The organism is Endozoicomonas sp. ALD040 (assembly GCF_049275945.1).
Classification (GTDB): Bacteria; Pseudomonadota; Gammaproteobacteria; order Pseudomonadales; family Endozoicomonadaceae; genus Endozoicomonas_A.
Window position 1 is genome coordinate 5,712,130 of the sequence record NZ_CP184829.1, and the last position, 25,141, is coordinate 5,737,270.

The 25,141-nt window shown below is 42.8% G+C and carries 17 protein-coding genes; 9 read left to right on the top strand and 8 right to left on the bottom strand.

Annotation, left to right across the window (positions count from 1 at the left end):
* The first annotated feature begins 54 nt into the window (after nucleotides 1-54).
* From ACOJUN_RS20665 to ACOJUN_RS20700, 8 genes are all read left to right on the top strand, one after another.
* The gene (locus ACOJUN_RS20665; RefSeq protein WP_422133768.1) at nucleotides 55-1,746 is read left to right on the top strand and encodes a serpin family protein; all 1,692 of its coding nucleotides are present in this window, start codon (nucleotides 55-57) and stop codon (nucleotides 1,744-1,746) included.
* Nucleotides 1,747-2,129: 383 nt separating this feature from the next.
* The gene (locus ACOJUN_RS20670) at nucleotides 2,130-3,815 is read left to right on the top strand and encodes a serpin family protein (protein WP_422133769.1); all 1,686 of its coding nucleotides are present in this window, start codon (nucleotides 2,130-2,132) and stop codon (nucleotides 3,813-3,815) included.
* 319 nt (nucleotides 3,816-4,134) lie between these two features.
* On the top strand, nucleotides 4,135-6,711 hold the full coding sequence (locus ACOJUN_RS20675) for a serpin family protein (protein WP_422133770.1): 2,577 nt from the start codon (nucleotides 4,135-4,137) through the stop codon (nucleotides 6,709-6,711).
* Between the two features lie 327 nt (nucleotides 6,712-7,038).
* Complete coding sequence (locus tag ACOJUN_RS20680; protein WP_422133771.1) at nucleotides 7,039-8,706, top strand: serpin family protein; 1,668 nt, start codon at nucleotides 7,039-7,041, stop codon at nucleotides 8,704-8,706.
* A gap of 297 nt (nucleotides 8,707-9,003) precedes the next feature.
* Nucleotides 9,004-10,773, top strand: coding sequence for a serpin family protein (locus tag ACOJUN_RS20685; RefSeq protein WP_422133772.1), 1,770 nt, complete (start codon nucleotides 9,004-9,006; stop codon nucleotides 10,771-10,773).
* Nucleotides 10,774-11,074: 301 nt separating this feature from the next.
* Nucleotides 11,075-12,808: a serpin family protein gene (locus ACOJUN_RS20690; protein ID WP_422133773.1), complete on the top strand. Its 1,734-nt coding sequence runs from the start codon at nucleotides 11,075-11,077 to the stop codon at nucleotides 12,806-12,808.
* A 241-nt stretch (nucleotides 12,809-13,049) separates the two neighbouring features.
* Nucleotides 13,050-13,667 carry a transcriptional repressor LexA gene (lexA, locus tag ACOJUN_RS20695; RefSeq protein WP_422133774.1) on the top strand — a complete coding sequence of 206 codons (618 nt, stop codon included), beginning with the start codon at nucleotides 13,050-13,052 and terminating at the stop codon, nucleotides 13,665-13,667.
* Between the two features lie 111 nt (nucleotides 13,668-13,778).
* Nucleotides 13,779-14,267 (top strand): SulA-like leucine-rich domain-containing protein, encoded by a 489-nt coding sequence (locus ACOJUN_RS20700; protein WP_422133775.1) that lies wholly within the window; start codon nucleotides 13,779-13,781, stop codon nucleotides 14,265-14,267.
* 26 nt (nucleotides 14,268-14,293) lie between these two features.
* Here ACOJUN_RS20700 and ACOJUN_RS20705 read toward each other — a convergent pair whose 3' ends face one another.
* The 6 genes from ACOJUN_RS20705 to fadB form a co-directional block, all read right to left on the bottom strand.
* Nucleotides 14,294-14,536 (bottom strand): hypothetical protein, encoded by a 243-nt coding sequence (locus tag ACOJUN_RS20705; RefSeq protein WP_422133776.1) that lies wholly within the window; start codon nucleotides 14,534-14,536, stop codon nucleotides 14,294-14,296.
* A gap of 177 nt (nucleotides 14,537-14,713) precedes the next feature.
* A complete protein-coding gene (locus tag ACOJUN_RS20710; protein WP_422133777.1) occupies nucleotides 14,714-15,052 on the bottom strand; it encodes a PTS sugar transporter subunit IIB in 339 nt (112 codons plus the stop codon).
* Nucleotides 15,053-15,147: 95 nt separating this feature from the next.
* On the bottom strand, nucleotides 15,148-15,642 hold the full coding sequence (locus ACOJUN_RS20715) for a DUF6586 family protein (protein ID WP_422133778.1): 495 nt from the start codon (nucleotides 15,640-15,642) through the stop codon (nucleotides 15,148-15,150).
* Nucleotides 15,643-15,709: 67 nt separating this feature from the next.
* Nucleotides 15,710-18,352 carry a type I DNA topoisomerase gene (topA, locus tag ACOJUN_RS20720; RefSeq protein ID WP_422133779.1) on the bottom strand — a complete coding sequence of 881 codons (2,643 nt, stop codon included), beginning with the start codon at nucleotides 18,350-18,352 and terminating at the stop codon, nucleotides 15,710-15,712.
* Nucleotides 18,353-18,858: 506 nt separating this feature from the next.
* The gene (fadA, locus tag ACOJUN_RS20725; protein ID WP_422133780.1) at nucleotides 18,859-20,031 is read right to left on the bottom strand and encodes an acetyl-CoA C-acyltransferase FadA; all 1,173 of its coding nucleotides are present in this window, start codon (nucleotides 20,029-20,031) and stop codon (nucleotides 18,859-18,861) included.
* A 61-nt stretch (nucleotides 20,032-20,092) separates the two neighbouring features.
* On the bottom strand, nucleotides 20,093-22,246 hold the full coding sequence (gene fadB, locus ACOJUN_RS20730; RefSeq protein WP_422133781.1) for a fatty acid oxidation complex subunit alpha FadB: 2,154 nt from the start codon (nucleotides 22,244-22,246) through the stop codon (nucleotides 20,093-20,095).
* Nucleotides 22,247-22,767: 521 nt separating this feature from the next.
* Here fadB and ACOJUN_RS20735 point away from each other — a divergent pair.
* Nucleotides 22,768-23,217, top strand: coding sequence for a universal stress protein (locus ACOJUN_RS20735; RefSeq protein ID WP_317146481.1), 450 nt, complete (start codon nucleotides 22,768-22,770; stop codon nucleotides 23,215-23,217).
* Between the two features lie 92 nt (nucleotides 23,218-23,309).
* Here the strand turns inward: ACOJUN_RS20735 and ACOJUN_RS20740 are convergent, their stop codons facing one another.
* Nucleotides 23,310-24,140 carry a hypothetical protein gene (locus tag ACOJUN_RS20740; RefSeq protein ID WP_422133782.1) on the bottom strand — a complete coding sequence of 277 codons (831 nt, stop codon included), beginning with the start codon at nucleotides 24,138-24,140 and terminating at the stop codon, nucleotides 23,310-23,312.
* A gap of 140 nt (nucleotides 24,141-24,280) precedes the next feature.
* Entirely contained in the window at nucleotides 24,281-24,919 is a 639-nt protein-coding gene (locus ACOJUN_RS20745) for a hypothetical protein (RefSeq protein ID WP_422133783.1), read from the bottom strand.
* Between the last annotated feature and the right edge of the window lie 222 nt (nucleotides 24,920-25,141).

A 25,141-nucleotide genomic window follows, 5' to 3' on the forward strand; every position in this document is an offset into this window, starting at 1 on the left:
CGTGGACGCAGTGAGTTCACTCACTATTTAGTCATCAGGAAAGGAGTTTAGCCTATGCAACCTCTCGGATATTCAATAGAACAAACATCACTGTCAGCGCAGCCATTAGACCTGCCAGACACATCCTCCAAGATCACCGTAGTGGCTTCCGACGTCGTTAAAAATCTGCTGGATAGAGTAAAAATCTCGATTCTGGACTTTACCGGCAAATCAAGTATAGCGCTGTCTTCTGTTGGCCTGGCTGCCAGTCTTGGCATGCTTCTGGCGAGTATGGATGATAAAGACAAGAAGGCAATGATTCTGGGCATCCCCGTAGAAGCCTTAACGGATGAGCTGGAGACTGAAATCCACAAAGAACTCGGCCAGCTCAGTCTAAAACACGCTTACGTTAAACACCTTGGTCAAAAACAGGCAATCTCTTGCACTAACTTTATAGCGACTAAAGATGCCACCAGGGATGAGCAGTTTGAAAAGAGGCTGTCTGAATGTTATCAAACCGAAAAACTGGAGTGTCCTGTCAGTTGCATAGCAGACGTCACAGAAACTTACATTAATGATGGCAAAATTAACAACTTGTTTAGTGGTTATTCTGAAGCTCAACGGCATGAAATTACAGCAGCCATAGTCAATGCGATGAGTTTCGATTTCAAGGGCATCTGGGAGACAAGTGCATCTTCAGATAAAATCACCACGGGCAATTTTATATGTACAACTGAAATTGATTTAAAGAAAGTTAAGATGATGAGTACAACTGATAATTTTCCAATTGCTGACAACGGACAATTCATTGCCATTGCCAAAGAATTAAAATCTGTAAATGGAGAAAACCTTAGATTGGTCGCAATAAAACCGCGTGTTGAATCTACGTCCACAATTACATTCCTTGATTCTGAAACAATTGATCACCTGATTGAAAGATTAAATGATAATAAAATGACATTAAACGTAAAGCTACCAAAAATAAACATGGAAACTTGTGAAAACCAATTATTCAAAAGAATTCATCAGGCATGTGAAATCAACACACTAGCAGCAGTAGATTTATCAAAATTAGGCAAACAGGCAGACCAAAATTTAAATATGATTCAGAAGATTACAGTAACCGTTGATGAACAAGATACTTGCAACCCATTGACCAATGCCGAAAAAACCACCGTAAAAGACGATCCTGAAACCCCTGACTTTGAATTTCTCTGCCCTGGCTACATTGGCATTGTAGACTCAGAAGGTAATCGGTTGCTTGATTTGGTCATTAAGGATGACAGATTTTTGGAAACAGTGGAAAACCCGGACTCTGACGACCTGATGTTTGATAGCTTTGATGACTCTGATAGCGATGATGATCTAACTCCCAAAAGAAACTATACATTTGATGCCAGATGGTACGCAGTTCAAAAAAGCGCAAATAATATAAAAAATATTGAAGACGCTATTGAAACCAGAATCAATGAGTTTCTTTCCAACCCTCTTCGCTATGGTGATATGACTATTTTAATACAACATAGATTTAACCAGGATGAAGAGCTTGAAATTATTAACGCTCGGGTAAAGTGCTTACCCGAAATAGATATCGATGTCGTTTCTTTGGATGACGCCAAAAAGCTTAAAAAAAGAATATTAGAATTAATTGGAGAAGAATATGAGGATTTACTTAGGCTTGAAGATTTTATCGAATATTTTAGAGTTGAAGTTCAATCTAATGCATGGGATGCTCTGCTGGAAAAGTTAACTGCTAGCAAATCGTGAATAAATATAATGCTAATTAAGTGGCTAAAATAACCTCTGGACAATCATAAACAAAGAGCCAAATCCGGTTTTTAATCACCTCCGGATATTTTTATTAACATAAGCCTGAAAGCAAACCAGACTCCATAATTTGGAAAAATAGATAAGTTAAATTTTATGGCAGAACTTCGGAAAGAGAAACATCTGCCACGATAACGAGCCTCTATTGCAGGAAACAAAGTGTTATCGTAACTAACCGGTCAGTGATTTCTGAGAAAAGAAATAATTAAATATCAAGTACCAAGGGCAATACTGTAACCCGGGATTTATGGCTATTTGCTCAGCATGGAAGCAGTGAGTTTATTCTCACTAATTAATTTTTATCAAGAAAGGGAGAATAGACTATGCAACCTATCAGACAATCAACCGAACCAATGCAATGGCAGACATCAAAACCGCCAGTTAACTCCCTGGAGGTCTCCGAAAAGGCTTCTAATATCGTTACAAAACTGATCAGAAAGCTGTCACTCAAAATCCTGCCTAAGGCGGTCAATGACGACAAAAGCAAGGTAGTGTCTGCTACCAGCCTGGCACCGGTTCTGGGCATGCTTCTGGCGAGTATGGATGATAAAAAAAGGAAGGCATTGATTCTGGACATCCCCGTAGATACCTTAACTGATGACCTGGAGAATGCAATCCATAAAAAACTCGGTGAATTCAGCGTAAAACACGCTTATAGTAAGGATCCTGATCAGAAACAGGCAGTCTCTTGCGCTGGCTTTATGGCTACTGAAGATGCCAGCAGGGATGAGCAGTTTGATCAGAGGCTGTCTGAATGTTATCAAACTGAAAAGCTCGACTGTCATGACAGCTCCGTAGCACGCGTCGCAGGAAGTTACATTAATGAGAAAACCAATGGAAAAATTAAAAACTTGTTTGATTGTTATCCTGAAACTGAGCGGGATAAGATTAAAGCGGCCATTGGTAGCGTGATACAATTCGATTGTAACTGGGAGAAAGCATTTTCTCCAAATGATACAGTCCCGGGCAATTTTCTTTGCGCAGATGGAACTCATATTAATGACGTAAAGATGATGCAGATGTGGGAAAATTGCCACTATTCCTATAACAGAACATTTGGCGCCATAGCCAAAAATTTCCGATCTGTGAATGGAGAAAACCTTAGATTAGTTGCGATATCACCCCGCGAAGAAAGTGCAACAGCAATTAACTACCTTAGTTCCAAAATAATCACTGATCTGATTAGCGATACAAGACATAATAAAGCGATATTTAATATAACGCTACCTAAAATAAACGTAGTAGAAAGTTGTGATATTCAATTACTCGAGATAATTTGCGAGGCATTTGGAACCGACGTAATAGTCGCACAAGACTTAGCAAAATTAGGCAAACCGGAAAATAGTAATCTGAGTATTCTTCAGAAGACTGTACTATCCATTGATGAAGAAGGTGCTCAGAACAAGCTTTTGAGTGATGAAAGAATTTCTGTAAGGTGCTTACCCAAAGTAGGTAGCTTTGACTTTGTCTGTCCTGGTTACATTGCCATTGTAGACGAAAATGAAAATCGGTTGGTTGAGTTGATCATTAAGGATGGTCGTTTTTTTGAATTTGCTCCGGCCGAGACCATTTCTTCTGAAAGTTTGAACACTGATGACTGTAAAGCTGAAAGCAAAAGAGCTAAAATCGAAACCAACACAAATGGTAGGAAAAAGCTTGCTTCCAAAAAACGCGGAAAAAGCGGTAAAGCTAGTATTGACTCTATAATAGAGCACTTATCTGATAAAACAAAAATCAAAAGTATTGATGCGAGTCCTCTAATACGTCATAGCTTTGATCCGAATGGGGAGTTTAATATCGAAAGTGCCTATTCAGGTAGATCTGATTTATCTATCAAAACTCGTACCAAGGAAGACGCTATTAAAATCAAAGATAAAATATCAGAATGGCTGGATTACAAACATGAATGTTTTGTTAAAGTTTTCGAGATCTCTGATGGCTCTCATGTAGAAGTTACATTTGACGCATGGGATGCACTGTTTAAGAAGTTAAAATCTATACATTCATAAATAAAATGCCAAATCCGGAGATTAACCATCTCCGGTTTTTTTTTAACAAAAGCTTAACCTGTAGTTGCCCCCACAGGTTAGACAAACGGACAATTAAAGTTTTCGGGCAGAGATACCTTCACTATGACAATCGGGCTCTATTGCAGGGAATAAGGTGTTATCGTAACTAACTAACCGGTCAGTGTTTTCTGAGAAAGGAAATACTTAAATATCAAGTACTAATGGCAATGCTGTAATTCATCATTTATGACTATTTGCAATAGCATGGAAGCAGTGAGTTTATTCTCACTACTTTGTATCAACCAAAGGAGAGAATACTATGCACTCATTTACCCCAACCGGAACAATTAGAACTTCAAGCCAGGCAATGCAATGGCAGCCATCTAATAGGCCAGCAACTTCCTTCGAGATCACCTCACAGGCTTCAGATATTGTTAAAAAACTGATAAATAAAGTGTCAATCGGGATCTTATGTACTCAGGATGCCAAGGACCACAAAAGCAAGGTGATCTCTTCTGTCAGCCTGGCTCCAGTACTGGGTATGCTTCTGTTGTGTATGGATGATAAAGCCAAAAAGGCATTGATTCTGGAAATCCCCGAAGAATCCTTAACTGATGAGCTGGAGACTGAAATCCATAAAAAACTCGGTGAATTCAGCAAAGACCACCCTTACGGAAGCCATCCTGATCAGTTGATCTCTTGCGCTAACTTTATTGCTTCTGCCTTTTGCGTCAGATTTGAGCAGTTTGAAAAAATACTCTCTGAATGTTATCTAACCCAAAAGCTGGAAGGTGCTTTCTGGGACGTAGCTGATGTCACAGAAGCTTTTGTTAAGGATAAAACCAAAGGAAAAATAGAAAAGTTGTTTGATGGGTTGAACGAAGTTAAAGCAGTAATTGGTAATGTAATAGATTGCCGGGCTGTCTGGGAGGATAGTTTTTCTCCAGATGAAACGGCTGCTGGACGTTTTCTATGTGCAAATGGAACTTGTATTGATAACGTCAAGATGATGTCTAAAACTGAAACGGTTCAATGTGCTTCTAACAGGAGATTTCGTGCCATCGCAAAGGAATTCCAATCTGTGAATGGAGAAGATCTTAAACTGGTCGCAATAAAGCCGCATAATAAAAGTGCCACAGCGATTGATAAACTTGATTCTGACACGATTAACGAGTTAACTGAACAATTAAATCATAGACAAGCGGAATATACGCTAACGCTACCCAAAATAAACATGGACAGTTGTGACACTCAGTTACTCAAGAAAATATGTAAGGTATTTGGAACTGACATAGTAGCGGGAGATCTAACAAAATTAGGCATTTCGGCAGATGATAATCTGGAGATGCTTCAGAAAATCATATTTTCTGTTGATGAAAAAGGTGCCAGCTGTGCGATGGCGACTGTTGCACAAATTCAAACAAGGTGCGAAAAACCTCGCTTTGATTTTGACTGCCCTGGCTACATTGCCATTTTAGACAAAAAAGGTAATCGGTTGATTGAGCTGGTCATTAAGGATGGCAGCTTTTTGGAGTGTGTTGGTGACCCTATAATCTCCACCGATGGAGAATCAGGCTCTAATAATCTGGCAAGTTTTAACAGTTTTTATATATCTGATAGCGAAGATGATAGTTTTTATAGCGAAGATGATAGTTTTTATAGCGAAGATGATCAAGAACCAGTGCATCGCAGTAAAATAGATTTACCCACAAAAATAAAGCTGGTAGAAAAAGACTTATCTGCAATAACACGCTTATCTTTTGACCCTCTTGAAACTATAGATGTGAGTGCTTTTATAAAAGACTGTTATAATCCGGATGGAAAGCTTGATATTAAAAGCGCTAAGGCAGATAATCATAGGCTAAATATGACAACATCTTCTTTCGATGACGCTAAAGATATCAAGAAAAGAATATTAAAATGCATTGGAGAAGACTATAGTTGCCATGTTAATATTCACGAAAGAGCTACTCCTATTGAAGTAAGTGTTTTAATTAATCCTTGGAAAAAAATGATTGATCAAATAACTTCTGGATTTATCAGTTCTTATATTTCTGATAGCGAAGATGATAGTTCTTATAGCAAAGATGATCCAGAACCAGTGGATCGCAGTGAAATAGATTTATCCAAAAAAACAAAACTGGTGAAAAAAGACTTATCTGCAATAACACGCTTATCTTTTGACCCTCTTGAAACTGTAGATGTGAGCACTTTCATAAAAGACTATTATAATCCGGATGGAAAGCTTGATATTAAAAGCGCTAAGGCAGATAATCGCAGGTTAAAAATAACAACATCTTCTTTTGATAACGCTAAAGATATCAGGGAAAGAATATTAGAATCCATTGGAAAAGAATATATTGATTCTGTTAAGATTTATGAAAGAGCTAAACCTATTCAAGTAGATGTTCTAACTAATCCCTGGAAAAAAATGATTGATAAAATAACTTCAGGACCTACCGATTCTTATATTTCTGATAGCAAAGATAATCCTATAATTACAACTGCTGAAAAACAGAGCTCTGATAATCTGGAAACTCTTAACGATTATGATATGCCTGATAGCAAAGTTTATACATCTGATAATCAATTCACAATTGAGAAAGATGTAACCGATCTAACTTCGATGGATAGGATTAGTACTTTAATACAACACCACTATAATCCGAATAGCGAGTTTGATGTTCGGATCGATGTGGCAGATCATATGCAGCTAACACTCAATATGTCTTCTAAGGATGAAGTTATAGAGCTTAGAGAAAGAATATTAAAATCAATTGGAGATGAACATAGCAAATTTGTTAGGATACTCGGTCAAAATTCTCCTTTTGAATTAGAGGTTTCTTTTGAAGCTTGGGAAGCACTGCGCAATAAGTTAACTTCTAATCAATCATGAATCAATACAATGCCAAATCCGGAGATTAACCACCTCCGGATTTTTTATTAACAAAAGCTTAAACTATAGTGGCCCCATAGGATGGACAGACGGACAATTAAAGTTTTTCGGGCAGAGATACCTCCACTATGGCAACCAGGCTCTATTGCAGGGAACAAGGTGTTATCGTAACTAACTAACCGGTCAGTGATTTCTGAGAAAGAAAATACTTAAATATCAAGTATTAAGGGCAAGGCTGAAGCTTGGCATTTATGGCTATTTCCTCAGCATGGAAGCAGTGAGTTTATTCTCGCTAATTAATTTGTATAAAGTAAAGGAGAGAAGGCTATGGAATCAATGAGAACTTCTATGAATACGGCGCAGTGGCAGCCATTTAATCTGCCAGACACATCCTTACAGACTACCTCACAAGCTTCTGATATTGTTAAAAAACTGCTGGACAAAGTGTCATTAGGCATCCTCAGCGCCAAAGGTGTCAGGGACGACGAAAGCAAGGTAGTGTCTTCTACCAGCCTGGCTCCGGTTTTGGGAATGCTTCTGGCGTGTATAGATGATAAAGCCAGGAAAGCAGCAGTTCTGGGTATCCCTGAAGAAGAATTAACTGATGAGCTAGAGTCTCAGATCCATAAAAAACTCGGTGAATTCAGTGTAAACCACCCTTATAGTAATGAGAAACAAGCACTCTCTAGCACTAACTTTATAGGTTCTGCCTCTGCCGTCATTAATGAGAAGCTTAATCAGATACTGTCTGCATGTTATCAAACCGAAAAGCTGAAATGTGATGGCCATAACAAGTTCCTGGCTGACGTCGCAGAAGCCTTCGTGAAATGGAAGACCAATGGAAAAATCGAAAAGTTGTTTCATGGTCACTCTAAAGATCGACGAGAACTAATTACAGCGGTAATAGGTAATGTGATGGAATTCGAGGGTATCTGGAAAGACAAATTTTCTAAAGACAAAACGGTCAACCGGCCATTTTATTGCGCAGATGGAAGTTTTATTACAAACGTCAAGACGATGAGGTCGACTGAAGAGCTTCAATTTGCTAATACCCGTGCCTTTGATGCCATAGGCAAAGAATTCCAATCCGTGAATGGAGAAGACCTTAAATTAGTTGCAATTAAACCACGCTTTAAAGATCCTAAAGCGATTAACAAACTTGACTCTGAAACCATTAATCATCTGATTGAAAGATTAAATGATCATAAAGTAAAGATGGATCTAAGACTTCCGAAAATAAAATTAGATAATTGTTATGATACCAGGTTACTCGAAAAAATTTCTGAGGTATTTGGAACCAACATAATAACGGCTGGTGATTTAACAAGATTAGGCGATTCATCATACTGTGATCTGGAAATACTTCAGAAGACCAAAGTATCTATTGGTGAAGAGGGAGCTTATGGTACAGTCGCCACTGTCGCAACAACTACTCTTAGGGACAAATCCTCTGAGCATCCCAGCTTTGATTTTGATTGCCCTGGCTACATTGCCATTGTAGATAGTCAAGGTAATCGGTTGCTTGAGATGGTGATTAAGGATGGCAGCTTTTTAGAACTTGACGGTACACCTGTAATCATACCCGCTGAAAAACAGAGCTTTGGTATATCTGATAGTGATGATGATATGTCTGATAGTGACGATGATCAAAGCAGTCAAATCGATTTACCCACAAAAACAAAGATGGTACAAAAAGACTTATCTGTGATAACACAGTTATCTTTTGATCTTACTGAAAGTGTAGATGTGAGTACTTTTATAAATAACTATTATAATCCGAATGGGAAGCTTGATATTCAAAGCGCTAAGGCAGATAATGAACGTTTAACTATCAAAATCTCTTCTCTGCGTGACGCTAAAGATCTTAAAGAAAGAATATTAGAATCCATTGGAAAAGAATATGAATCTTCTATCAACGCTTATCCTCTTCAAGTACATATTTCAACTGATGCTTGGGAAAAAATGATTCATAGAATAACTTCTGGGCAATCATAAACAAAAAGGCAAATCCGGAGTATAATCACCTCCGGATTTTTTTATTAAAAAAAGCCTAAAAGTATCGTAGCCCCCATAATATGGACAGATAGACAAGTTAAGTTTTATAGCAGTACTTTGGACAGAGATAAATCCACCATGGTAACGGCCTCTATGGCAGGAAACAAGATGTTATCGTAACTAACTAACCAGTTAGTGATTAATGCGAAAGCAAATACTTAACTCATAGTAATGCTACATAACACAGAATTTACGGCTATTTGAAAAGCATGCGCTGTCCGCAAACATGGAAGCAGTATGTTTGTCCTGAATAAAAATAAATTTTTATCAGAGTTAGGAGAAAATATAATGGGACCTATTAGACATTCATTAAGACAATTATCATTGTCATCGCAACTACTAAATGTGCGAAACACATCCTTCAAAACCATCTCACAGGCTTCATATCTTGTTAAAAAACTGATTGATAAAGTGTCATTAGGAATTCTGAACGCTGCAGACGCCAGGGACGATAAAAGCAAGGTAGTGTCTTCTACCAGCCTGGCTCCGGTTCTGGGTATGCTTCTGGCGAGTATGGATGATAAAGCCAGAAAGGCATCGGTTTTGGGTATCTCTAAAGAAGACTTAACTGATAAAATGGAAACTGAGATCCATAAAAAACTAGGTGAATTCAGCGTTAACCATCCTTACGCCAAGGATCCGGATCAGAAACAGGCACTCTCTTGCAGTAACTTCATAGGTTCTACCTCTGCCCTCGGGAATGAGAAGCTTAATCAGACACTGTCTGAATGTTATCACACCGAAAAACTGGAATGTCATGACCATGACAGGTGCCTGGCCGATGTCGCAGAAGATTACGTGAAAGAGAAGACCAATGGAAAAATCGAAAAGTTGTTTCATGGTCATTCTAAAGCTCGACGAGAACTAATTAAAGCGGTGATAGGTCATGTGATGGAATTCGACGGTATTTGGAAAGATGAATTCTCTGAAGACAAAACGGTCCACCGCCCATTTAATTGCGCAAATGGAAGTTTTATTAGAAACGTCAAGATGATGTCTTCAACTGAAGAGCTTCAATTTGTTGAGACCAGTGAATTTGATGCCATTGGTAAAGAATTCCAATCCTTGAATGGAGAAGACCTTAAATTAGTTGCAATACAACCACACTTTGAAGATCCTGAAGTGATTAATAAACTTGACTCTGAAACCATTAATCATCTGATTGAAAGATTAAATGATCGTAAAGTGAAGATGGATCTAAGACTTCCGAAAATAAAAATAGAGAATAGTTGTGATACCAGGTTACTCGACAAAATTTCTGAGGTATTTGGAACCAACATAATAAAGGCCGCTGATTTAACAAGATTAGGCGATTCATCAGACGGTGATCTGGAGATACTACAGAAGACCAAAGTATCCATTGGTGAAAAGGGAGCTTATGGTACAGTGGCCACTGCCGCAACAACTACTCTCAGGGACCCATCCTCTCGTCCCAGCTTTGAGTTTAATTACCCTGGATACATTGCCATTGTCGATGGACAAGGTAATCGGTTGCTTGAGATGGTGATTAAGGATGGCAGCTTTTTTGAGCTTGGCGGTACACCTGAAATCACACCCGCTGGAAAACAGAGCTCTGACAACCAGTCAGGTTATTACGATTTTGACATGTCTGATAGTGAAGATGATATGCCTGATAGTGACTATAATACAGAGCCTAAAATCGATTTGCCCACAAAAATAAGGCTGGTACAAGAAGACTTATCTGCAATAAAACGGTTATCTTTTGACTTTTTTGAAACTGTAAATGTGAGTAATTTTATAAAAGACTATTATGATCCGGATGGGAAACTTGAAATTAAAAGCGCTATGGCAGATGATAAAATTTTAACACTCGAATTCTTTTCTTCGGATGACGCTAAAGATCTTAAAGAAAGAATATTAAAATCCATAGGAGAAGAATACAGATCTGCTGTTAAGATTTATGAAAGAGATAATCCTGTTGAAATAATAGTTAATAATAATACCTGGCATAAAATGATTGCTAAAATAACTTCTGGACAATCATAAAAAAAAGCCAAATCCGGAGTTTAATCAGCTCCGGATTTTTTTATTAACAAAAGCCTGAAAGCAAACTAGCCCCCATAAAATGAACAGATAGACAAGTTAAGTTTTATGGCAGGAAACAAGATGTTATCGTAACTAACTAACCAGTTAGTGATTAATGCAAAAGCAAATACTTAACTCATAGTAATGCTACATAACACAGAATTTACGGCTATTTGAAAAGCATGCGCTGTCCGCAAACATGGAAGCAGTATGTTTGTCCTGAATAAAAAATTAATTATTATCAGAGTTAGGAGAAAATATTATGCACCCTATTGGACATTCATTCAGACAATTTTCATTGTCATCGCAACCGCTAAATCTGCGAAACACATCCTTCAAAGCCACCTCACAGGCTTCATATCTTGTAAAAAAATTGATTGATAAAGTGTCATTAGGAATTCTGAACGCCTTAGACGACAGGGACAATAAAAGCAAGGTAGTGTCTTCTACCAGCCTGGCTCCGGTTCTGGGTATGCTTCTGGCGAGTATGGATGATAAAGCCAGAAAGGCATCGATCCTGGGTATCTCTAAAGAAGAGTTAACTGATGAGATGGAGATTGAGATCCATAAAAAACTAGGCGAATTCAGCATTAACCATGCTTACGCCAAGGATCCGTATCAGATACAGAAGGCACTCTCTTGCGCTAACTTTATAGGTTCTGACTCTGCCGTCATAAACGAGCATCTTGATCAGATACTGTCTGTATGTTATCGAACCGAAAAGCTGGACCGTCCTGACCAGGACAGGTGCCTGGCCGACATCGCAGAAGACTTCGTGAAAGAGAAGACTCATGGAAAAATCAATAAGTTGTTTCATGGTCATTGTAAAACTCGACGAGAACTGATTACAACGGTAATTGGCAATGTGATGGAATTCGAGGGTATCTGGGAGAGGCCATTTTCTAAAGAAAAAACGGCCTCGGGCAAATTTATCTGCGCAGACGGAATTATGATTGAAAACGTCAAGATGATGAAGTCAACTGAAAACGTGCAATTTTTTGATAATGGAAAATTTGGCGCCATTGGCAAAAATTTCCGATCAGTGAATGGTGAAGATCTTAAATTAGTCGCAATAATAACCCCTGATGACAGTCCGACAGGGATTAACAACCTTGATTCTGATACAATCAATCACCTGATTGACGGATTAAATGGCCGTAAAAAAGAGATGGATCTAATGCTACCCAGGATAAAAATAGACGGCAGTTGTGACACTAATTTACTCGACAAAATTTCTCAGACATTTGGAGCCGATGTCATAAGGTCTGAAGATTTAACAAGATTAGGCCATCCCTCAAATTGTGATCTGGAAATTCTTCAGAAGACCAGAGTATCCATTAATGAAGAGGGAGCTTATGGTCAAGTTGCCACTGCCGCAACAAGAACACTCAGAGGCTTCGGTACAAAAAAACCACCACACTTTCATTTTGTCTCCCCTGGTTACATTGCCATTGTAGATGGACAAGGCAATCGGTTGGTGGAGATGCTGATTAAGGATGGCAGCTTTTTAGAATTTTATGCGGCCGGGAATGACTCAGCTGAAAGCTTGAAATCTAATGATTTGAAATCTGATAAAAGTTTGAAACCAAATGACTTGACAGCTGATAGCAAAATGACTCCTATCGAAAATTATAAAAATTACAGAAAAATAGATGAACCCAAAAAAGACGAAAAAATTATTGAAGAAACTATTAACTCTATAAAATATATGTTACCAGATGATGAATCTATTGATGTGAGTAAACTAATATACCATAAGTTTGATCCGAAAGAGGATTTTAATATCAAAAGTGCCAAAGCAGTTAAATCCAGATTAGCTATCCATACTGGTAGTAAGGATAATGCCCTTGATATCAGAGAAAGAATATTAGAATGGCTTGATTACAAACATGTAGATTTTGTTAAAGTTTGGCATGGTTTTGATGGCTTTGAAGTAGAAGTTTCAAATGATGCCTGGGATGCACTGCGGAAGAAATTAACTTCTACACAATCATAAATAAAATGCCAAATCCGGAGATTAACCACCTCCGGATTTTTTATTAAAAAAAGCTTCAGGGACTCAGCTTGCGAATTTCAGCCAACAACTCATCACTATGGTGGCAAAGCATGCCTCACCTGCACCATTGACGACCCTCTTGTCAGTTTTTGCTTATCGTCGCAGCCTGGATAATAACTTGCCACCACAAGAATACTGTATATAATCACAGATACTGTATAAAAAAACAGATTGAGAGACCATGATCAAACTGACTAAACGGCAATCCGAGATACTGGACCTGATCAAATCTCATATTGACGAGACAGGTTTCCCACCCACCAGAGCCGAAATCGCCAAGACCTTCGGCTTTCGCTCACCCAATGCTGCCGAAGAACATCTCAGGGCACTGGCCCGTAAAGGCGCTATCGAGATTACCCCCGGCGCCTCCCGCGGTATCCGTATTCCGGACAGCCAGCCTGAAGGCCTTCCGATTATCGGACAAGTTGCTGCCGGGAACCCGATCCTCGCCCAGGAACATATCGAAGACCACCTGATGCTCAATCCCGCTTTCTTCACCCCATCGGCAGACTTCCTGTTAAGGGTAAAAGGAATGAGCATGAAGGACATCGGGATTCTTGATGGTGACCTGCTGGCCGTTCACAAGACAACAGATGTTCGAAACGGTCAGGTTGTCGTCGCCCGGATTGAAGATGATGTCACCGTAAAAAGATTCGAGAAACAGAAAAACAAAGTATTGCTGCATCCGGAAAACGACGAGTTCGAAACCATAGTCGTTGATCTCACTCAGGATGCCTTTGCCATCGAAGGTTTAAGCGTCGGAGTCATCAGAAATCAGTCCTTAGACGGAATAAGATGAGCCTGACCATTACCAGAGACACTACTCACAACAGGCAGCTGTTGTTAAAGGCCCACTACGCTGAAGTGCGAATAACAAACAGCGTCCGGGCTATGCCAGAAGGAAGAATTTATGCTGTACCGAACCAGCAGTGAAAGGCACAATTTTTCAGCCCCAAGCTACCAGACCAATACAGTCTGCATTAACCCCTCGCGCCTAGAAAAGACTTTATCAGGAAAAACTGAAAAGTCTCTGAAGCCCAGTATTAATGAACTCATTCTTTCAGGTCAACCCTGGCAGGCAGAACAACTCCTGACGCCCATGCTCAGTCAGCTGTCCACTGACAGTGAACGTTGGTTGACCCTGATTCTGGCAGATGACACCAGAACCCTGCACTGGTTAAAGAATTGCGACTTAAATCATGACAAGGTGCAAATCTTTAGCTCCAACAATATTAATCAGACATTGGAACTCACCAGGAAAGCGCTGGCATCCGGAACCAGCCACACTGTCATCAGCTGGCTGGGGCATTTGGATAAAGGGTGGCTAACTAAGCTTGAAAGCGCAGCCAGGAATGGACAGTGTCAGGGGCTGGCTATTCGCAGTAGACAGGTTGCATGATGCCCGTCATTTTCATGAAAATGGAGTCAGTGCAGTACTCTGTTCTCAGGAATCTCTTCTTCAGAGGATTGCGGACGAGTGAGTTCAGCAACTTCACGCATGCCAGCATCAAACATGACCTTTGCCACTTGCAAATGGTCCCCTTCAAGATACTGTTTGGCTTCCTCTGAAAATTTCATAGTCAGCAGGGGCTCACCCTCGTCGTCACTGCTTCGCAGAACAATCTCTCCTGTTGGAAGTTCCACAATTTCCAAAAACGATGCAGCCATATTTCGTTCCATAAATAGCGTATAAGAGGGAGAAATCATGCAGCATTGTGACTTATGATGCAATAGGTCAGTAGAGAGTAATGCAAAGTGTTATTGCAGACTGGAAAGTAAAAACCCTTAAAAGAGCTGCAGCTTTTGCCCCCGTATTGCAGCATACACACGATAAACTGGAATTAATCAGGCTGTTAGCGACAGAGCAAAGCCCAACACTTTCGCACCATTCATCGTGCCATAATCAACAGGGCTGATCGCCTCAACCGGAACAGCATATTCGGCAGCACGCAGCTTGAGATCATTCAACATATATTTAACCTGAGGACCCAGCAGAACAACATCGAAACAGGCTACCTGTTCATCGAAATGACTAGCGCCGAAGGCTTCAACCTCGACTTCTTCACTCCGACTTTCAGCTGCTTCGCGCATTTTCTCCACCAACATGCTGGTAGACATACCTGCCGAACAGCACAGCATGATCTTAGTCATAAGATACCTCTGATCAAATTGAACAACAGCCATAAACAACAGAGTTCTAAACATTCCCACAATCATGCACGGTTTGAATCAATCCAGGCACACTATTATGAGTCATGAATCAGATCTAAAAAATCTAATCACCATTCAAGATTGAAATTTCTAAAGTGCCCTACCAACTCCTTGAGGGAGGCAAGAATACTCTTGGCACTTTCTGGCGTCTTAATACCTTTGGTGACTTCACTGGTATCCGAAGCAATCATAATCATACTGCTATTACTTGAATATGATTGTATATTACCATTAGCATTAAAAATATCGTCATAAGCTTTAAGTAAATCTGCCAGCCAACTGTCCGATGACTCCAGCTGCTTTAACTGCTCGAGTTCAGACACTTCTGCAGGTTGCTCATCCATCAATCTGCAAGCATCTTCCAGAGACAGCAACCGGGTCAGCTGCTCACCGTAGGGAGACAATATCTCCGCCAGCATCGAGGAATAGGCTTGACTGGCATGCATCAGAAATGCCTCTCGAAAAGCCTCCTGCTCAAAAGCTTCTGCTCTTTCCCAGGCATCCAGCTGTAAACGGGCATAGTGTAATTTTTTGTTGGTATGGGAACGCCACTGCTCAGACATAATCTTTCTCAAAAATAAAAAGACCTCCACGGATCTCTGTGAAGGTCTTGTTTGTGACGAGGCCAGGTCAGGATTTTTTACGCTTCCTGGTGACTTTTTCTTCCCACCTGCCGTCCTGGAAGGTAGCACTCCACCCTGTCGCCTTACCTTCAGACTCAGTCATAACATACTGAGTCCTGGTTTTGCGACTGTAGCGAATGATTGCGGGATTACCATCAGCATCCTGTCTCGGTGCATCCAGAAGATAATGATACTTTGGATCAATAGCCGCCTGATGCGGGATCAGTTCACTGACCAGAGGAGCACGGGTCTCACGGTTCTTTGGGAACTGACTGGCCGCCAGAAAAAGACCTGAGGCACCATCTCTGAGAATATAATGATCATCCACTTTCAGACATTTGAGCTCAGGCATGGGTACCGGATCCATTTTGGGGGGAGCCGCTTCCCCGCTTTTCAAGAGCTTACGGGTGTTTTTACACTCGCTGTTGGTACAACCAAAGTATTTACCAAAGCGTCCGGATTTGAGCTGCATCTCAGAACCGCACTTGTCACATTCAAGCACGGGACCATCATAACCCTTGAGTTTGAACTGACCTTTTTCCACTTCATAGCCAGAGCAGTCCGGGTTATTACCACAGACATGAAGCTTACGCTGCTCATCAATCAGGTAGCTTTCCATTGCCGTAGAACACTTGGGACAACGATGCATAGCCCGCAAGGCGTTGACTTCTGCATTCTCGTCGTCAGCATCTTCAACTTCTTCGCCGGGCACCAGATTAATGGTACATTTACAACGCTCCCTGGGCGGGAGCGAGTAGCCGGAGCACCCCAGAAATACTCCCGTACTGGCCGTGCGAATCATCATATCCCTGCCACAATCAGGACATTTGATATCGGTAGGAGAAGGGTCATTGGATCGCATACCGTCGCTGTCGTCTTCAGCCTGCTCCAGCTTGCTGCTGAAATCACTGTAGAAACTGTCCAGCAGATCTTTCCAGTTCTCACCACCTTCAGCCACTACATCGAGATTGGACTCCATCTTGGCGGTAAAGTTGTAATCCATGAGATCATGGAAGTTCTCAACCAGCCGGTCTGTGACAATATCGCCCATTTTCTCGGCATAGAAACGACGATTTTTCAGGGAAACATAACCGCGATCCTGAATCGTCGAAATGATGGAAGCGTAAGTCGAGGGCCTGCCAATGCCACGCTTCTCAAGCTCTTTTACCAGAGCCGCTTCACTGAAACGGGCCGGCGGTTTTGTAAACAGCTGTTTCGGGTCCAGTTTTTTCAGATCCAGCGGATCACCTTTTTCCAGAGCCGGCAGAATGATGTCTTCACCCTTTTTGGCTATGGCTGCCATAACCCGGGTGTAACCATCAAACTTGAGGGTTCTGCCCCTCGCTTTGAGATCAAAGTCGTCCACCCGAACTGTCAGGGACGTACTCAGGTACTCCGCAGGCGTCATCTGACAGGCAACAAACTGTCTCCAGATCAGTTCATAGAGCCGCTCTGCATCCTTCTCAAGACCGGAAATAGAGCCTGGCTCAGCAGTCACAGAGGAAGGACGTATTGCTTCGTGAGCCTCCTGAGCGCCTTCTTTACTGGAATACCGGTTCGGATTTTCAGGCAGATACCTTGAGCCGAACGTACCATCGATAAATTCCCGGGCACTCTCCACCGCTTCCTGACTCAGATTGGTCGAGTCAGTACGCATGTAGGTGATGTGACCCGCTTCATAAAGACGTTGGGCCATCATCATGGTCTTCTTGACACTGAATCCCAGACGCGTACTGGCCGCCTGCTGCAGGGTTGAGGTAATGAAGGGTGCAGAAGGACGACTTCGGGTCGGTTTGTCTTCACGCACGGTCAGCTTGTAATCAGCCTGTCTCAGCTTTTCAAGAACAACTCCGGTGGCAGCCTCACTGACAGGTCTGAAGGCATCGCCAGCTTCTTTGGCCACCTGAAAACGGATAACTTCTCCATTTTCCGTAGCCAGGTCAGCGTAAACTTCCCAGTACTCTTCCGGGATAAAGCTTCTGACTTCACGCTCCCGCTCAACAATCAACTTAACCGCTACTGACTGCACCCGCCCTGCTGACAGGCCACGGGCAATTTTAGCCCAGAGCAGAGGAGAAACCATATAACCTACTACACGGTCGAGGAATCGCCTTGCCTGCTGGGCATTGACTCGGTCAATATTGAGAGAGCCGGGCTCTTTGAAGGCTTCCTGGATGGCATTCCTGGTAATTTCGTTGAAGACTACCCGCCTATAACGACCAGGCTCCCCCCCAATGGCTTCCTGAAGATGCCATGCGATGGCCTCTCCCTCACGATCCAAATCGGTTGCGAGGTAAATTGTGTCAGCCGATGCTGCAAGTCGACGCAGCTCGTCAACCACCTTCTCTTTGCCGGGCAGTATCTCGTAACGTGCCTGCCAGCCTTTTTCAGGGTCGATGCCCATTCTTTCAATCAGCTGTTCTTTGGCTTTGCGCTTCTTATGGATGATTTTCTGCTCAGGAGATAGCTTACGTGTCTCAGCAGCAGCCTTTGCCCGAGCTTTGGGGTCCACAGGCTTCCTGGAGCCACCTGCAGTGGGCAAATCACGAATGTGACCAACACTGGACTTAACAACAAAGTCCTTGCCCAGATATTTGTTTATTGTCTTCGCCTTGGCCGGCGACTCGACGATAACTAAAGATTTACCCATGCTACCTTACACGTCCTGTAATCAGCTCCATTGTTCCGGTTATGCTGACCAGCCTGGAAAAAAGATCATAAAACACTCAGTGCTGTCTGCGACCAAAACAAGAAAGGTCGGGAATTGAAAATTGTTTCAATATATAAGGTCAAGAAAAACATCGGTCAAGGAAAACCCTGCAATGATCCTGAATTTTTCTCGAACGACCCTCTTATTTATCGTTTCACAGCCTCAATGATTAATCCAGCCAGTTATAAGCAATAATATCCTTGAATATCAAAAGATTATTTAATTACTGTGAAGCCTGACAGATTTCATGATGATCATTGACGGGAAAAAATGTCGGGTTTTACCGACAAAATAACTTATGCAGACACTGAAAAATATACTCATTTTCGAAGCAGAATCTCTGCATAAAAATGCATCAAAAAGGAATACCCCGGAATAGAATTCCGGGGCGAGTACTTTCAGGCAGGATAAGCCAGACAGGAACCCGTCTGGCAAAGGCCGACGCCTTACAGACGTTCAAATACCGTAGTAATACCCTGACCCAGACCTACACACATGGTTGCTACACCGAGCGTACCATTGTTCTGCTTCATTACATTCAGCAGAGTACCGGAGATGCGGGCACCAGAGCATCCGAAGGGGTGACCCAGGGCAATAGCGCCACCGTGCAGATTCACCTTCTCATCCATCTTGTCGAGCAGATTCAGGTCTTTCAGGACAGGCAGAGCCTGAGCAGCAAAGGCTTCATTCAACTCAACATGATCAATGTCATCGATAGTCAGTCCTGCACGCTCGAGAGCTTTCTTGGTGCTGGGCACAGGACCATAGCCCATGATGGACGGATCAACACCGGCAACTGCCATGGAACGAATCACAGCCATTGGCTGAAGACCCAGGTCCTGTGCACGCTGTGCAGACATAACAATCATGCAGGAAGCACCATCGGTAATCTGGGAAGACGTTCCGGCTGTCACTGTCCCTTTCGGGTTAAAGGCAGGCTTCAACTGCGCCAGTCCTTCGAGTGTGGTTTCAGGACGGATCGTCTGATCTTCGGTGAAAACGGCCAGATTGCCATCATCATCATGTCCCTGCATAGGGATGATCTCATCTTTAAACTGACCGGCTTTGGTCGCTTCCCAGGCTCTCATGTGAGACCTCACACCAAATTCATCCTGGGCTTCACGAGTAATGCCGTGCATCAACCCCAGCATTTCTGCAGTCAGACCCATCATACCAGCAGCTTTGGCAGCGTACTTGGACAAGCGCGGGTTAGGATCCACTCCGTGCATCATACCCACATGGCCCATGTGCTCAACACCACCTACAACAAAGACATCACCGTTACCGGTTTGAATAGCCTGAGCAGCGGTGTGTAGTGCGCTCATGGAAGAACCACAAAGACGGCTGACAGTCTGGGCTGATGAAGTATGAGGAATGGGAGTCATCAAAGACGCCATACGGGCGACGTTCCAACCCTGCTCCAGAGTCTGGTTGACACAGCCCCAGATCACGTCTTCAACTTCTTCAGGGTTAACACCGGGATTACGGTTCAATACTCCGGTGATAAGGTTGGCAGACAGGTCATCGGCACGGACATTTCGGTACATGCCACCCTTTGAGCGACCCATAGGGGTCCGCCCAAAGTCAACAATTACGGCGTCTCTCGGATTAAGGCTCATAGTCAATTCTCTCTTAAATCTGTTGCTCGTGATTAACCATTTTTTTGTCGCTCAAGGCTGTTTACGCGCCGTAAAACGTCTTGCCTTCACGGGCCATTTCCCGCAGCTTTTCAGTAGGCTGATACAGAGGACTGATGTGAGCGTACTGATCAGCCAGTTCAACGAATTTGTCGACACCCATGCTATCGATGTACTTCAGGGCGCCGCCTCGGAAAACCGGAAAGCCGATGCCGTTGAGCAGAGCCAGGTCAGCCTCAGCAGCTGTATCAACAATGCCGTCTTCCAGTGTACGAACGGTTTCCATACACAGTGGAATCATCATGCGATCAATAATTTCCTGAGTCTCAAACTCACGACTTTCACCAGCCACTTCAGAGAGAAGCTCATAAGCCGCTTCGTCGACCACCTTTTTGGGCTTACCTTTCTTGTCCTGCTCGTACTTGTAGAAGCCGACATTGTTTTTTTGTCCGTAACGCCCATTCTCGAACATCACGTCAATGGCACTCTTCCAGTCACGGGACATACGGTCGGGGAAACCTTCAGCCATCACTTTTTCCGCATGAGAGCCAGTATCGATACCCACTACGTCAAGCAGGTAAGCCGGACCCATTGGCCAGCCAAACTTCTCCATGACTTTATCGACTTGCTGGAAGTCGGCACCGTCTTTCACCAGCGCGGCGAAACCACCAAAGTACGGGAACAGCACCCGGTTAACCAGGAACCCGGGGCAGTCATTAACAACGATAGGAACCTTACCCATCTTCTTGGCATAAGCAACAACCGTTGCCACCGTTTCTTCGCTGGTCTTCTCACCACGAATCACTTCCACCAGAGGCATTGCGTGAACCGGGTTGAAGAAGTGCATGCCACAGAATTTTTCGGGTCTTTTCAGATCCTTAGCCAGCTCTGTTATTGAAATGGTTGAAGTATTGGAGGCCAGAACAGCGTCCTCACTGACGTGATTTTCTACTTCGCCCAGGACTGCCCTCTTAACATTGACGTTTTCGACAACGGCTTCGACAACGACATCAACATCACCAAACTCACTGTACGACAGAGTTGGAACAATGTGATTAAGAACCTCTCCCATTTTCAGAGGGTCCATACGACCACGGGCCACTCGCTTGGACAGCAGCTTGCTGGCCTCGCTCAACCCCAGATTCAGACCTTCCTGAGCGATGTCTTTCATCAGGATGGGAGTGCCTTTATAAGCAGATTGGTATGCAATACCACCACCCATGATGCCGGCGCCCAGAACAGCGGCTTTCTCAACTTTACCTGCCTTTTTGGTCAGCTCCTTGGTCTTCTTCTTGAGCATCTGGTCATTCAGAAACAGACCCACCAGGACGTCAGACACAGGCGTCTTGGCCAACTTGACGAAACCTTCAGCTTCCACTTTCAGGGCTTCGTCTCTTGGCAGCTCGGCATGCTTTTTGATCGCTTTGACAGAAGCCACAGGTGCTGGCATGTGAGGGCCCGCTTGCTGCTTGACAACCGCCGTAGCTGTTTCAAAAGCCATCAGCGATTCCAGCAAAGGCAGCTTGAGAGGTGAACGCTTTTCATCCTTACGGGCATTGTAATCCAGCTCACCTGCCAGGCAGCGTTTGATGATAGCTACCGCTGAGTCCACCAGCTTTTCGGTTTCAACGACTGCGTCTACAGCACCCACTTTCAGAGCTGCATCAGGCTTCTGTTCACGACCGGCAGCAATCCACTCGATCGCGTTATCAACACCGATCAAACGTGGCAAACGGACAGTCCCACCCCATCCCGGGTAGATACCGAGTTTAACTTCAGGCAGGCCGACACCGCCTTTGTTGGACAGAACACGATAGTCAGCACACAGGCAGATCTCAAAACCACCACCCAGAGCGCTGCCATTGATGGCGGCAACGGTCGGCATATCCAGATCTTCAAAACTGCTGAAGGTCTGGTTTACGCCCATGACCATCTCCATCAGTTCACTCTCTTCCTGACGGAAGTTGGAAGTGAACTCCTTGATATCAGCACCAACAATGAAAACGCCTTCCTTGCCACTGGTAAGAACGACACCCTTAATGGTGCCGTCCGACTTGATGGCCTGGACTGCAGCATTAAGATCTTCAATGGCAAGCCGGTTGAACTTGTTCACCGACTCCCCATCCAGGTCAAATCTCAACTCAGCGATGCCGCTTTCAAGTGCCAGAACCTTGAACGCTTTCCCCTGATATATCATTTATCTCTCTCCGGACGGATTGAAAAAGGTTGTCCTGATAACTGACGTCTGAACAAATGGCGCCAGAAGTCTGACTGAAAATAGTGCCTTTAACGAAAATGGCAGATTATTCTCAGTAAGACTCCTGATGAATACATCTCAGACTGTGTTCGCCAGAAATTCATACAACCGTTTGAATTTTTGAGCCTACCTTCTTTGAATTTTTTATCAATGTCAAGGAAATGAACACCAATATATCCGCAAAAATACTGATTCATAACAAATACCCATTGCAAATTTACTTGGACAACTCCAGCTACAGCCATACAATATAGGCGTTTGGTCTATGATGCCTGCAGTAAATCGCCACTTTATGTCACAACCTCATATCGCAACTTTATGCAGCGGTATTGTAGCTGTAGTGGTTATAGTGCATAGCCATGATCCGGAAATGCAGCTCACCGGCTCAGATGATAAAAATGGCTACGAAACTGGATTGAGCTACATTTCTCTGAAAAACACCGGGAAGAGAGAGACGGTCTATGAGTCAATATAACCATATACTCGTTGCTATTGACCTGTCTGACGAGGCAGACGATGTTCTGGATAAAGCAAAGTCTCTTGCAGAAACCTACCAGGCAAGACTGACACTGGTGCATGTGGTTGAACCACTGAGTGTGGCTTATGGCAGTGATATCCCACTGGACCTCACAACCCTTCAGGATGAAATCACCCAGCAGGCCAGAGAGCGTATTTCGCGTTTGGCAGAGAGTATTAATCTGGACAAGGGCGAACAGCATGTCGTTTATGGCCGCCCGGAAAGAGAAGTACATCGCATCGCTGACGAATCAGACGTTGACCTGATCGTTGTTGGAAGCCACGGCAGACACGGTCTGGCCCTGATCCTCGGCTCAACATCAACCAGCATTCTGCATGGTGCGGGCTGTGACGTTCTGGCGGTGAGAGTGGGTAAAAATAACAACCATAAGTAAGAACAGAAGTGGTGAGTTAACATTTAGCAGATATCTGTTCTTAAGACTGCACGCTGCTGACTGTTGACTCCCGACTTAATAAAAATACTATCTCATGGTTGAGGACTTGTTCGCATCTTCTTTAAATAATCGAGCCACTCCGTGAATTTCATCAAATAATATACACGTTTTATCAGATCTCTTTTCTGTAACTTTGCTGTCTTGTCACGTAGACGTTTTCTCAGTTCTTTTCTCTGTAACTTTGCTGCCTCGTCCATGGTTTCATTAACTTGTTCAGAGTCATGAGAGACAAAAGTTGGAAGCAAGCCAATAGTTGTGCCAGGAAGCAGTTCCCATAATTCAAATGATTGAAACACCAGATCCTTAAATCCGACGATGAGGATTTCCAGTATGACGCAATAATCATTTTGATCAGGAAAAACTCTGTGTAATTGTTGGTTTATATAATATTTGATGTGTACCAATAGTTTTCGAAATAATTCAGGTTCCAGATTTCCCAAAGAATTGAATGTTAGAGTTATTCCAATCTCGATTTTTTTAAATAATTCCTTTTCCTTGCGCTCATGGTTATAAAAGGTTGTCGTTTTACCTGATGTTCTGAAATATTTCTTTACATTATCAATCTCTTTCTCTACGTATGAATACCTTAAATGATCGAAAGGGTCGAGCATCAGATTTATGACATCAATCAGTTTCAAGAACTGATTACCCCAAGCCACTAATTCAGGTTCTTCATTACCATGCTCTTGTATTAGCTCCAGCATATGATCAGCTGATCTTTGCTGTCGCTTATAGATCGCTATTCTATGACTATTAATGTTATTGTTGAGCAGTTTGGCAGCGTCTATTAATAATAAATCGACTGATACAATATTGGATTGCCCAGACTCTAAGGGTGCCTCCAATTGCTGCAAAAGTTTCATGCGTTCTGTATCAAAAGATTTCAGACCAGAAAAGACTGAAGACGATTTTGTAACATTTTCTTTTAAAACATTTTTATCTTTTATCGGTTTACTTTTACCTAACAGCTCATCTTTATGCCAGTGAAGTCTGGATATTCCAGCTATTTCAGCAGCGTGAAGCAGGAATGAAGTAAAAAAACATGGGCCCTTTGAGAGGAAGCTCCGCTTGAATTTATGGCTGCATAGTAAGCCAACAGCAAATACGCGAGGCTCTCTTGTTGTTGCGAATTGTTAAGATCGACAGGCGACAGGGTAACTTGGAGATAAGATAGAGCCTCCATGATTGCATTCTGATTTTGATCAAGGTCGACGTGAAGACTAGCCTTGACTTGCTCAATCATGCTTGCAATGGTGAGATTATTACCCGGGGGCATTTCCGGAATCTTGTTCAACAGCGTGGTTAAAGTGTCTTCTGAGAGGCCTGAATTTAATTTGCGGATAATTTCTGCAATTTGTTCACGGGACATTGGCGGCAGCGAAAGGTTCATCAAAGGTTGCATCTGCGCTGCTTCAGCTCCCTGCGGTTCTCCCTGAACCTCAATCTCATTGACGTCTTGTTCATTCCCGGTGTTCATGGCAAAGATAAGATGGGTATCATTTGGGTTGATTAAGGTAAACCTCCCCGTAAGAGCATTATGGTTAATCAAGTCGGGTAGAAAGTCGGACTCTTTTGTTCCCTTTCCTTCAAAAAATATTTCATCCACCGGTGTTAATAAAGGATTTGCCGCCAGCAATGCCATACAGGGGCAAGCCATGATAATACCAAGGGAACCGGCGACTAGCTGACTCGCCCTGGTACAATGGGTCAATATTGATAGCCTTGTTGTTTTTGATAATTGAGAAATGGACTGGCTGACCATTCTACTTCCTAAAGGTTTGAGGAACCCTCGTAAAGTAGACCAGAGATCGCAATAATGCCCGATTCTGGTCACGAATATCAGATCTGACACTCACCGGTTCAT